The sequence below is a fragment of the Psychrobacillus sp. FJAT-21963 genome (genome assembly GCF_001420585.1).
GTDB lineage: Bacteria > Bacillota > Bacilli > Bacillales_A > Planococcaceae > Psychrobacillus.
On record NZ_LJIY01000009.1, the window covers coordinates 286,063 to 297,930 of the forward strand.

Genomic DNA, 11,868 nt, shown 5'->3' on the forward strand with positions numbered 1-11,868 from the left:
ACTGTCTTATTGTACATGAGGTTTACAAGAAAATGTATACATACAATTGAAACATTCGTGAAATATCTTTCGTATCACCAATATATAGAGAGCGAGGGGGAGCAATGTCTGAAAATGAATTAATTGAGCGAGCGCAGCAAGGAGATAAAGCTGCATATACAGCGCTTATTCAAAAACATCACCGAACCGTTGAAAAGTTTGCTTTTCAATGTGGTGTCAAAGTGAATGATATTCCTGATGTCACTCAGGAAGTGTTTGTAAAGCTTTACCGTTTTTTGCATCAATTTAAACGCGAAAGGTTTACAACATGGCTCTATAAAATAACTTTAAATGCTACAAGAGACTATTATCGTAAGGAAACAAAAGAAATAGAAAAGGAAAAAAAGCTAAATCATAACTATTCGAATATCTCCACTAAGTCCGCGGAAGATCGTATATTGCTATTTGAAGAAGACAAGGAGTTGCATCAAGCAATTCAATCACTAGATATAAAATATCAGCATCCAATAATTTTATTTTATTTTCATGATTTATCGTACGAACAAATTGCTGATATATTAAGTGTTCCCATAACTACAGTAAAAACAAGATTACTACGAGCAAAAAGCCAACTAAAAAACCTACTTTCATCGAATGGAGGTGCCAAGCATGGACGATAAGCAGCTTGAAGAAAGATTGAACTTATTAAAAACATCATACGATAGAGTTCCATCTAGTATAGACACGGATGGAATTCTAAATAAAATCGAATTGGAAAAAGTAGAACCTCTAAGCAAGAATAAAACTACTAAATCAAAATGGCAAAAAATTACCGTATTGGCTGTTAGTATTGCAAGTATATTAATTATTGGAATACTTGGAGCAACATTTTTATTAGAAGACGAAACGAGACATGGAAAAGAGATACAGAATGAGGAATCGAAAGCCTTTCTAGAGAAATTGAAAAAGAATTATCCAATAGAGAGAGAAAAACGTCGTGAAATGCTGAACCTATCAGAAGAGGAGTTTTCTCAAATAGAATTTATTAGGTTGGCGGATATGCATTTTCAGCATTACACGGATGATAGGTCTAGCCCTTTAATTGATGGAACTATTTATACCGACTTAGATGAACCGTATGAGGAAATTATGAATAATTTAAAACTACCATCAGAGATGGTAAATGAAATTCACCTAGGAAAGAAATTAAACAAAGAAGAAACAGTAGATTTTTTAAATGAATATTACTTAAAAATCAACAGTTTTAGGGAATATGCAAATGAAAAACTAAATGAGTATAAAGATGAATTAGCCATATATAAAGTAGACGGCCTCTACGATGTAAATAAAATACTTGAAAATGAACGTTACCTTCCGGAGGGATTTGAGAATTTAAGGGATAATTCTCAAAATCAGAGTCTCCGATTAGACATAATAGAGGATGGAATTGATATTACATTTCGGTTCGATTATACACTTACTCCCACTTTATATTTTGGGAAATTAAATTCAATAGCTGATGGTTATTTACAAATGATGGCGTCCGAGCCATTTACTTATACATGGGAATTATTAAATCCAATCAATGAAACATTTATTGTTTTGAAGAATATGGAAAATTATTTTCTGGATGATTATGTAAACACTTTTAGAAGTGACTCCAAAATGGAATCGTATTACACGAGCGTGTTCTATTTTTTAGTAAAAGGGACGAAAGAGAATCCAGTTTTCGATAAAAAGGGTATTGTAAAAGATGAATATAGAGAACTATGGAGATTAATGACTCAAACTAATGGTAACTCCCCATTTCCATATTTATTAATTCCAATAGTGAATGAATTTGAAAAGACAGGATGGACAAAATCTGAAGAATGGAATAATTTCTCATACGCTCATATCGAAGATGCTCTTCACCTTGCGAAAAACGGGGATATAGAAAAATTTATGCCAAATTTAATAACAAAAGATCAAGTTGTGAATCATGATTTTTTACAGCAAATTCATGCACTATATAAATCATTTGCAGCAACTCACGATCAAACAGTATTGAAAGATGCAACGCCGGAAGAGATTGTTGGTCTATATTATTATTGCTCACTGATGGAGGATTATGAAACAAAGTACGAGTTGTATATAAAAGATGATTCGTACGTTCAAATACCAAAAGAAGAATATATGAGTGCTCCAAAACTAAAAATAACAGATATTCGGAAGGAGTTCTCATCGCTACACTTTGAACAACGATCGGATAAAGAGGGATATGTAATCATAACAATGGCTCCGGAACGTACAATTCACTTAGAAGAGCAAGTTGTTGGCTTTAGTATTATCCAAACTGAAAATGGCTGGCGAGCAGCTTTTATGCCTACTCAGTGATTTTTGCTTGCTCTCTTTCTATTATGTTATAATTTAACATGACCATAAGGGTAGATGCGCATAAGAGAAATCGGGAGTGAACAAAATGAATAATGAAAATAAGGTAGGAGATGTTGTCACAGGTAAAGTTACTGGAATTCAACCATATGGAGCGTTTGTTAGTTTAGACGAAAATACACAAGGTCTCGTGCATATTTCTGAAATTACTTACGGCTATGTAAAAGAAGTCGGTGAATTTTTAACTGTAGGCCAAGAAGTAGAAGTGAAAATCTTAGAAGTGGACAGTGAATCTGGTAAAATCAGCTTGTCAATACGTGAACTACAAGAAAAACCTACCATTTCTAAAAAAGATGATAAACCAAGGAAATCTTTACAAGCGCGTGTTGATGAACATGATGAAGAAGGATTTAACACATTAAAAGAAAAGCTTGCAGAATGGATTAATCAGTCTGTTCAATAAATGAAAAGGTGACTCCTAAATGTTGTGAATTCACAGCTTTAAGAGTCACCTTTTTAATTATTCAAACTTATAGTTTCATTTTTCTGCGACGGTATTGTAAGTTTTGGCGGCTCATTCCTAATGCTTCTGCAGCTTTTGTTACATTGCCATCATATTTATCTAAAGCTTTTTGTAAATAATATCTTTCCGCTTCACGCAAATATTCTTCCAAAGGCAACAAATCTTTTTCAGCAGTGAATACAAAATCCTCTGCTTTTTTTGAGGATTCATTGAAATCCTGTACTTTCAACTTAAAGTGAAGTGGAAGCATATCAAACTTAAGCACCTGCTCAGTAGTAATCATCGAGCTGATTTCATCTAAAAGAAGTTCAAGCTCTTTTAAATTTCCTGGCCATTCATACGTTAAAAATGCTTGAATGACATCATCTTCAATTTTATTGATAGTCGAGCCATACAGATTAAGATATCGATTAAAATAATCATTCATAAAAGGTAAAATATCCTCTGTTCGCTGACGGAGCGGTGGAATTGTAATAGTCACGGTTGCAAAATAGTAATACAATTCCTTGTTTAATTTATCCTTTGCTATTAAATCTACTGGATCTTCACCAATGCTTGCGATGAATAAATTATTTCCGTCTTTATTTGAATTTAAAATATCTAAAAGCTGTTTTTGCAATTCGAGGGATAATAAATCGATTCTTTCACAAAATATTGTACAGTTTGAGATATGTTCAAGTTCTTTTTTAAATTTATTAATTAAGTGAATATCTGAACTATGGCAAAAAAGGGAAACAAATTGATTATTAGCTGGAGAGAGCTGATTGTGAATTCCTTCTGCTATTAAATCTTTGCCAGTACCAGCTTCTCCGATTAATAATACAGGCATTCGAACATGGGCTGCTTTTATAGAACGCTCCAATACTGCTTGCATGGCAGGAGAAACAGCTGTAATGGTAGAAAGGGTGATTTGTTCGTTGTACCTTTTTAATGGTTGATAAATTAATCGTTCAAGTGCAGTGATATCTCTAGAAAATTCAACTGCTCCGATAAGTTCATTATCATCCAAAACAGGGTATGTATCATTTATAGTCGTTATTTCTTGCCCATTACGATTCCAGTATGTTTGTTTAACGCGTAATACAGGTTTTCCACTATGGAGGACTTTTAATAACGTACTTTCATGCTGTTCAAATTGAAAAAGTTCCAAAATGGAACGGTCTTCAACGTCTACAGAATTTAAGCCCTCGATTTCTTTCATTTTTTCATTATAAATGACTGTTTTTCCTGTTGTATCAACTGCGTGGATGCCGATAGCTACTTGTTCGGCAGCAAATTTATAAAAAGGAAAAAGCTTTTCATTTTTCTCACTCACACGGCTCACCTCAAAAAAAATTTTAACATTTTAGAATTTAACACTTGAAAAACGCAACAATCTTTTGCATTATTATATATGTAAACGGATTAAAAGAGCAAATAATTTTTGCACTAAAATAATTTGCACTAAATTTAAAGGAGGATTTTTCCATGATAGATTATAAACACGAAGCATTTACAGACTTCTCTAAAGAAGAAAACAAAAAAGCGATTAAAGAAGGCTATAAAGTAGTCGAAGGTTACCTTGGAAATGAGTTCCCATTGATCGTTGGTGGGGAAAGAATTACAACAGAAGGTAAAATCACTTCTTATAACCCAGCAAATAAAGAGCAAGTAGTAGGTGTTGTTTCTAAAGCAACTCAAGAAATAGCAGCTAAAGCAATGCAAATTGCAGATGAAGCATTTAATACTTGGAAAAAAGTAAAACCTGAAGTACGTGCAGATGTACTTTTCAAAGCAGCAGCTATTATTCGCCGTCGCAAATTCGAGTTTTCTGCTCTTTTATCTAAAGAAGCGGGTAAAACTTGGGTTGAGGCTGATGTAGAAGTAGCAGAAGGAATTGACTTCTTAGAATATTATGGCCGTGAAATGCTACGTTTAAAAGATGGAGCACCAGTAGAAAGCCGTCCAGGCGAATATAACCGTTATGACTACATTCCATTAGGTGTAGCAGTAGTTATTTCTCCATGGAACTTCCCATTTGCAATTATGGCAGGTACTACAGTTGCAGCGGTGGTAGCAGGTAACACAGTACTATTAAAACCAGCTTCAACAACTCCAGTTGTTTCTTACAAATTTGTTGAAGTATTAGAAGAAGCAGGTTTGCCTGCAGGTGTAGTAAACTTCATCCCTGGTTCTGGTGCGGAAATCGGTGACTTCTTAGTTGAGCACCCACGTACTCGTTTAATCAGCTTCACAGGTTCTCGTGATGTTGGTCTAGGAATCGTTGAAAAATCATCAAAATTGGCTCCAGGTCAAATCTGGATCAAACGTTCTATCCTTGAAATGGGTGGTAAAGATACAATCGTTGTAGATAAAGAAGCTGACTTAGAATTAGCTGCTCAATCTATCGTGAAATCTGCTTTTGGATTTAGTGGTCAAAAATGTTCTGCTTGTTCACGTGCAGTAATCGTAGAAGATGTATACGATCAAGTAGTAAGCCGTGTAGAAGAATTAACAAACAACTTAACTGTTGGTGTTCCTGATAATGATGAGCACTTTGTTGGTCCAGTTATCGATGGAGGTTCATTCAAGAAAATTATGAGCTACATCGAAATTGGTAAAGGCGAAGGACGTTTAGTTACAGGTGGTACTGGTGACGATTCAAAAGGATTCTTCATCCAACCAACAGTAATAGCTGACCTATCTCCAACAGCTCGTATTATGCAAGAAGAAATCTTTGGACCAGTTGTAGGTCTTACAAAAGCAAAAGATTTCGACGAAGCAATCGAAATTGCTAACAACACTGAATATGGTTTAACAGGTGCTGTTATTACAAATAACCGTATGAACTTAGAAAAAGCTCGCGAAGATTTCCACGTTGGTAACCTTTACTTCAACCGTGGATGTACAGGTGCGATTGTTGGATACCAACCATTCGGTGGATTCAATATGTCAGGAACAGATTCAAAAGCAGGTGGTCCTGACTATATCGGACTTCATATGCAAGCAAAAACAACTTCTGAAATGCTTTAATTTTTACGGGTAGACTCACCTTAATGTGAGTCTACCTACTATTTGAAGAGAAGGAGAGTATCTAATGACAATTTCACATGAGATCATTGAACAAACAAATAAATTTGGTGCGAATAATTATAATCCACTTCCAATCGTTGTATCGGAAGCGGAAGGTGTTTGGGTAAAGGATCCAGAGGGTAATAAATTTATGGATATGCTTTCTGCTTATTCTGCAGTAAACCAAGGCCATCGTCATCCAAAAATTATTCAAGCTTTAAAAGATCAAGCTGACCGTGTTACTTTAACTTCTCGTGCATTCCATAATGATCAATTAGGACCATGGTATGAAAAAGTAAGTCAATTAACAGGTAAAGATATGGTATTACCAATGAATACTGGTGCTGAAGCTGTTGAAACAGCATTCAAGGCTGCACGTAGATGGGCTTACGATGTAAAAGGTGTAGAAACGGATAAAGCAGAAGTGATTGCATGTAATGGTAACTTCCATGGTCGTACAATGGGAGCTGTTTCTTTATCATCAGACCCTGAATACAAACGTGGATTTGGACCAATGCTTCCAGGTATCAAATTAATACCTTACGGTGATTTAGAAGCACTTAAAGCTGCAATTACACCAAATACTGCTGCATTCTTAATCGAACCAATTCAAGGTGAAGCTGGAATCATTATTCCTCCAGTAGGATTTATGAAAGCTGCACGTGAATTATGTCGCGAAAACAATGTATTATTTATTGCAGACGAAATTCAAGCAGGTCTTTGCCGTACTGGTAAGATGTTTGCTTGTGAGTGGGAAGACGTTGAGCCAGATATGTACATCCTAGGTAAAGCATTAGGAGGCGGGGTATTCCCAATTTCATGTATCGTTGCTAATAGTGATGTACTAAGCGTATTTAACCCAGGTTCACATGGTTCGACTTTTGGTGGTAACCCAATGGCATGTGCTGTTTCTCTTGCGGCTCTTGATGTATTAGTTGACGAAAAATTAGCTGATCGTTCACTTGAACTTGGAGAATATTTTGTTAATGCATTAAATGAAATTGATCATCCTTCTATTAAAGAAGTTCGCGGACGTGGATTATTTATTGGTATGGAGTTAACGGAAGAAGCTCGTCCATATTGTGAAGCTTTGAAAGAACTAGGATTATTATGTAAAGAAACACATGATACAGTAATTCGTTTTGCACCACCTCTAATTATTTCAAAAGAAGAGTTAGACTGGGCAATTGAAAGAATTAAAAAAGTATTTACAAAATAATAATTTATAGACAAATTTCTACAACTATATGTTACAATTGTTCCGAAGAAATCATTATGAATTAAAGAGGCGAAATATCAAATGGCTGATAATTTAAACCTGTTCACATCAACACAGGCTGTAATTCACGAAGCTTTGCAAAAATTAGGGTATGACGAAGCAATGTATGAACTACTTAAAGAACCACTTAGAATGTTGGAAGTACGTATCCCAGTTAAAATGGATGACAATACAGTAAAAGTTTTCACTGGATACCGTGCGCAACATAATGATGCTGTAGGGCCTACTAAAGGTGGAGTTCGATTCCATCCTGGTGTAACTCCTGACGAGATGAAAGCTCTTTCTATGTGGATGACTTTGAAAGCTGGAATTGTTGATCTTCCTTATGGCGGCGGTAAAGGTGGAGTTGTATGTGACCCACGTGAAATGTCTATGGGAGAAATTGAACGTTTAAGCCGTGGATATGTTAGAGCTGTTGGCCAAATCGTTGGACCAACAAAAGATATCCCAGCGCCAGACGTTTTTACAAATGCTCAAATTATGGCTTGGATGATGGATGAATATAGTCGTATGGACCAATTCAACTCTCCAGGATTTATTACTGGTAAACCACTTGTACTTGGTGGCTCACAAGGTCGTGACCGTGCTACAGCACAAGGTGTAACAATCATTATTAACGAAGCTGCTAAAAAACGTGGTATTGATATGACTGGTGCACGCGTGGTAATTCAAGGTTTCGGTAACGCTGGAAGCTTCCTAGCAAAATTCTTACATGATCAAGGTGCAAAAGTTATCGGTATTTCAGATGCTTATGGTGCATTACATGATCCAAACGGTTTAGATATCGATTATTTATTGGATCGTCGCGATAGTTTTGGAACAGTAACTACTTTATTTGAAAATACACTTTCTAACCAAGAATTATTAGAATTGGATTGTGATATTTTAGTTCCTGCTGCAATCGAAAACCAAATTACAAATGAAAATGCTCATAATATTAAAGCTAAAATCGTAGTAGAAGCTGCTAATGGTCCAACAACTACAGAAGCTACTAAAATACTTTACGATAGAGGAGTATTACTAGTACCAGACGTTTTAGCAAGTGCTGGTGGAGTAACTGTTTCTTACTTTGAATGGGTTCAAAATAACCAAGGTTATTATTGGACTGAGGATGAAGTAAACGATAAACTAGTTGCTAAAATGGTAGACGCTTTTGAAAATATTTACGAAGTAGCTACTACTCGTAATATTGATATGCGTTTAGCTGCTTACATGGTTGGTGTACGCAAAACTGCTGAAGCATCACGTTTCCGTGGTTGGGTATAAACACTTCTTATAATAAGTTGAACCGCTTGTAAATTACAGGCGGTTTTTTTATGATTAAAAAAGATACAAAGAAGGAGGATTTTTGGATGAATGCGTTTTCTTTTTATAATCCTGTAAAATTAATTTTTGGAAAAGGACAAATTAGTAAATTAAAGGACGAGTTATCCTTCTATGGAAAGAAAGTTCTTATCGTATATGGTGGGGGCAGTATCAAGAAAAATGGATTGTATGATCAAGTAATCTCTATTTTAAATGAAGCTAATATGGAAGTATTTGAATTAGCTGGAGTGGAGCCTAATCCTAGATTGACCACTGCTATAAAAGGAGCAGAACTGTGTAAGAAAGAAGGAATTGAAGTAATACTAGCAGTTGGTGGAGGCTCCGTTATTGATTGTACTAAACTTATTGCTGCTGCTGCGAAATATGAAGGGAATCCATGGGATTTTGTTACTAAAAAAGCATTTCCAAAAGAAGCGTTACCTTTTGGAACAATCTTAACATTAGCAGCTACAGGTTCAGAGATGAATGCTGGTTCTGTTATTACTAATGAAGAAACGCAAGAAAAATACGGCTGGGGTCACCCGCTTGTCTATCCTAAATTCTCCATCTTAGACCCAGTAAATACATATACAGTGCCATTAGATCAAACTGTATATGGAATTGTTGACATGATGTCGCATATGTTCGAACAATATTATAATAATGCTACTAATACTCCTGTGCAAGATGAGATGATCGAAGGGGTGCTCCGCTCGGTAATAGAGGCTGCCCCGAAACTTATACAGGATTTAGAAAATTATGAACTTCGTGAGACTATTTTATTTGCAGGAACGTTGGGATTGAATGGCTTCTTACAAATGGGTTATGCAGGTGACTGGGCAAGTCATAATATCGAACACGCAGTATCTGCCGTATACGATATTCCGCATGCTGGTGGTTTGGCAATCATCTTCCCAAGATGGATGCGCCATAATGTTCCTGTTAACCCAGAGAGATTTGCAAAATTAGCAACTAGAGTATTTCATGTAAATCCTGAGGGCAAATCCACGGAACAAATTGCACATGAAGGAATTGATCGATTGGCTGAATTTTGGGCTTCTTTGAATGCACCGACAAATTTAGCATATTATAATATTGACGATTCAAAAATTGACTTAATGGTTGATAAGGCAATGGCTAACGGAGAGTACGGCAATTTTAAAAGGCTGAATGCAGAAGATACTAAAGCCATACTTACTGCTTGTCTATAAAAGAAAAACACATGACTTGAGCTTTTGCTCAGTCATGTGTTTTTAATACGGTGTGTGGATCTTTATGATGCGTCCATTTTCTTATTCCGTCATCTTCATCAAAGGCAATTGTAACATCCGTTACACTTTGTTGATTTAAGATTAGCTCTTTCAATACATCATGAATATCATCTACTTGTGAAAATGAAAGAGTAGGATCAATTTCAACTACTAAGTCTACGTGTAAGAATTCTCCTTCTTTTATTACTTCTAATTCCTTTATGTCTTTTACATCTTTGTTCTCAGAAACGATATGTGCAATATGGACAAGCATTTGTTCATCTGTTTCTCCCAAAGCACCTCTTGCGTTATCAAGGAATACTTTACCGACAACATAAAACATCATAAGCCCGATGATTATAGATGCGATGCCTTCAGCTTGTAAGAAACCAGTAAAGTAGGATATTAAAACTGCTACAAATGCAAGAATACCACCAGTAGTAGCGACTAAATCTTCCATGAATACAAGCTTCGTTGCTGGCTTAGCACGTTTTAGGTGAATAAAACTTGAAGTAAGTGGTGCTAAAAATCCACCTTTTTCTCCAACTTCATGTAGGATCTCTTTTCCGGCTTTATAAAGGACAAAAAGTTCTAAGAGTATACTAAAACCTAGTACAGCAAGACTTATTGCTACACCAGTAGAAGCAGCGGGGTGTTGTACATGATGCCAACCTTCTTTAATGGTTTCGTATGAAAGAATACCAACAATAATAACAGCTCCGAGACACACTAAGTTAATTAAACGGCCAAAACCATTTGGAAATCGAGGTGTAGGGGCTTTTTTAGATAACGCTGAACCAAAAAACACAAAATATTGGTTAGCTGCATCTCCTATTGAATGCATCATTTCAGCGAACATGGCGACATTTCCTGTAAAAAAGAATGCAACACCTTTTACAATTGCGATAATTGTATTAACAATTGCTGCGAGAAAGGAGGATTTATTTCCACCTTTTAGTAGTTTAAAAAATTCTGTCATATAATTACTCCTTTTGTTAGATAGATTCAACTTCTATACGTTCTATAAAGTCTTCTTGTTTCATGATGTAATAAAATTCTACTGTATTTTTTTTAGTGAGTATAGACAGACGCGCTTCAATCTCATGCTTTATCACATTATTCTCTAATATGATATCTTTAATACGAATGCTTTCTATATATACCCCATTCTCTTTTAAATATTGATAAACCTTTTCAATATCTTCTTTATTGGGTACTAGTACCTTCAAAGATAATTCTCTCGATCGTAACCTTTTAGGTCCGATTTTAGTAAGTAGGGGAGGAATCAGTTCTATTCCTATTAATACTATACAAACTGATAAAGCCGCTTCTATATAAAAACCTGCGCCAACTGCAATACCAATTCCTCCAGCTCCCCATATCATTGCAGCAGTAGTTAGTCCAGTAATACTATCGTTTCCTTTTCTTAAAATAACACCTGCACCTAAAAAACCGATACCACTTACAATTTGTGCTGCAAGACGTAGTGGATCCATTGTGATATTTATTCCATCTCGAGGATTTGCGGTATAAGCAGATTCAATCGAGATGTAAGTTAAGAGACAACTAAATGTAGCAATAACTATACTAGTTTTTAATCCAATCGGTTTTTTCTTTAATTCCCTTTCTATACCTATTATTAAACTTAATAATGCTGCCAAACATAATTTTAATATGATTTCCGTGTCTATTAAATAATGCTGAAGAAAATCCATTTTTAATTCCCCCATCTATATATTCTGTATATAATGATATGTAGAGTTTTCTATTTTAGATATACAATACCTTATTCTTATCTCATTAAACGTATTTTGCTATGACAAGTAGTGTTAAATAAGGCTCTAACAATAGATAAGAGATTAAATGATAAGAAATTAAAACTTTTTTTATAAAAAGGGTTGATTTTTGTTTGGTGAATAGATATACTAATACTTGTCCTTCGGAACGACAGTTAAACAATTTAAATTAATTTTAAAAAGTTGTTGACTTCGTAACTGAAAGAAGATATACTAATAAAGTCGCCTAAACGAGACGACAACATGAACATTGAAAACTGAACATGCAAAACGTTAAGACATATAGCTTGATAGACTAGCTTCGGTTAGTCG

10 protein-coding genes are annotated in these 11,868 nt (G+C 35.2%); 7 read left to right on the forward strand and 3 right to left on the reverse strand.

Going from position 1 to position 11,868, the window contains the following annotated elements:
• Nucleotides 1–104 precede the first annotated feature (104 nt).
• The 3 genes from AN959_RS18020 (at nucleotide 105) to yugI (ending at nucleotide 2,815) form a co-directional block, all read left to right on the forward strand.
• Nucleotides 105–659: an RNA polymerase sigma factor gene (locus AN959_RS18020; protein WP_056832802.1), complete on the forward strand. Its 555-nt coding sequence runs from the start codon at nucleotides 105–107 to the stop codon at nucleotides 657–659.
• Nucleotides 649–2,355, forward strand: coding sequence for a hypothetical protein (locus tag AN959_RS18025; protein ID WP_056832804.1), 1,707 nt, complete (start codon nucleotides 649–651; stop codon nucleotides 2,353–2,355). The genes AN959_RS18020 and AN959_RS18025 overlap by 11 nt, the downstream gene beginning before the upstream one ends.
• A gap of 85 nt (nucleotides 2,356–2,440) precedes the next feature.
• Complete coding sequence (gene yugI / locus AN959_RS18030; protein ID WP_053588534.1) at nucleotides 2,441–2,815, forward strand: S1 domain-containing post-transcriptional regulator GSP13; 375 nt, start codon at nucleotides 2,441–2,443, stop codon at nucleotides 2,813–2,815.
• 67 nt (nucleotides 2,816–2,882) lie between these two features.
• On the opposite strand, the gene AN959_RS18035 is transcribed toward yugI, so the two are convergent.
• Nucleotides 2,883–4,190 carry a sigma-54-dependent Fis family transcriptional regulator gene (locus tag AN959_RS18035; RefSeq protein ID WP_053588535.1) on the reverse strand — a complete coding sequence of 436 codons (1,308 nt, stop codon included), beginning with the start codon at nucleotides 4,188–4,190 and terminating at the stop codon, nucleotides 2,883–2,885.
• A 152-nt stretch (nucleotides 4,191–4,342) separates the two neighbouring features.
• On the opposite strand from AN959_RS18035, the gene pruA reads away from it, so the two are divergent.
• The 4 genes from pruA (at nucleotide 4,343) to AN959_RS18055 (ending at nucleotide 9,721) form a co-directional block, all read left to right on the forward strand.
• Complete coding sequence (pruA, locus tag AN959_RS18040) at nucleotides 4,343–5,887, forward strand: L-glutamate gamma-semialdehyde dehydrogenase (RefSeq protein WP_053588536.1); 1,545 nt, start codon at nucleotides 4,343–4,345, stop codon at nucleotides 5,885–5,887.
• Nucleotides 5,888–5,951: 64 nt separating this feature from the next.
• Nucleotides 5,952–7,145 carry an ornithine--oxo-acid transaminase gene (locus tag AN959_RS18045; protein WP_053588537.1) on the forward strand — a complete coding sequence of 398 codons (1,194 nt, stop codon included), beginning with the start codon at nucleotides 5,952–5,954 and terminating at the stop codon, nucleotides 7,143–7,145.
• A gap of 81 nt (nucleotides 7,146–7,226) precedes the next feature.
• The gene (locus AN959_RS18050) at nucleotides 7,227–8,471 is read left to right on the forward strand and encodes a Glu/Leu/Phe/Val dehydrogenase (RefSeq protein WP_053588538.1); all 1,245 of its coding nucleotides are present in this window, start codon (nucleotides 7,227–7,229) and stop codon (nucleotides 8,469–8,471) included.
• A gap of 86 nt (nucleotides 8,472–8,557) precedes the next feature.
• Entirely contained in the window at nucleotides 8,558–9,721 is a 1,164-nt protein-coding gene (locus AN959_RS18055; protein ID WP_056832835.1) for an iron-containing alcohol dehydrogenase, read from the forward strand.
• Between the two features lie 28 nt (nucleotides 9,722–9,749).
• On the opposite strand, the gene AN959_RS18060 is transcribed toward AN959_RS18055, so the two are convergent.
• The gene (locus AN959_RS18060) at nucleotides 9,750–10,739 is read right to left on the reverse strand and encodes a cation diffusion facilitator family transporter (RefSeq protein WP_053588539.1); all 990 of its coding nucleotides are present in this window, start codon (nucleotides 10,737–10,739) and stop codon (nucleotides 9,750–9,752) included.
• Nucleotides 10,740–10,755: 16 nt separating this feature from the next.
• Nucleotides 10,756–11,475 carry an MgtC/SapB family protein gene (locus tag AN959_RS18065; protein WP_053588540.1) on the reverse strand — a complete coding sequence of 240 codons (720 nt, stop codon included), beginning with the start codon at nucleotides 11,473–11,475 and terminating at the stop codon, nucleotides 10,756–10,758.
• Between the last annotated feature and the right edge of the window lie 393 nt (nucleotides 11,476–11,868).

What these genes read in the sequence shown, in the direction of transcription:
- AN959_RS18020 (WP_056832802.1), top strand. Translation starts at nt 105, where the DNA reads ATGTCTGAAAATGAATTAATTGAGCGAGCGCAGCAAGGAGATAAAGCT.
- AN959_RS18055 (WP_056832835.1), top strand. Translation starts at nt 8,558, where the DNA reads ATGAATGCGTTTTCTTTTTATAATCCTGTAAAATTAATTTTTGGAAAA.
- pruA (WP_053588536.1), top strand. Translation starts at nt 4,343, where the DNA reads ATGATAGATTATAAACACGAAGCATTTACAGACTTCTCTAAAGAAGAA.
- AN959_RS18045 (WP_053588537.1), top strand. Translation starts at nt 5,952, where the DNA reads ATGACAATTTCACATGAGATCATTGAACAAACAAATAAATTTGGTGCG.
- AN959_RS18050 (WP_053588538.1), top strand. Translation starts at nt 7,227, where the DNA reads ATGGCTGATAATTTAAACCTGTTCACATCAACACAGGCTGTAATTCAC.
- yugI (WP_053588534.1), top strand. Translation starts at nt 2,441, where the DNA reads ATGAATAATGAAAATAAGGTAGGAGATGTTGTCACAGGTAAAGTTACT.
- AN959_RS18025 (WP_056832804.1), top strand. Translation starts at nt 649, where the DNA reads ATGGACGATAAGCAGCTTGAAGAAAGATTGAACTTATTAAAAACATCA.
- AN959_RS18065 (WP_053588540.1), bottom strand. Translation starts at nt 11,475, where the DNA reads ATGGATTTTCTTCAGCATTATTTAATAGACACGGAAATCATATTAAAA.
- AN959_RS18060 (WP_053588539.1), bottom strand. Translation starts at nt 10,739, where the DNA reads ATGACAGAATTTTTTAAACTACTAAAAGGTGGAAATAAATCCTCCTTT.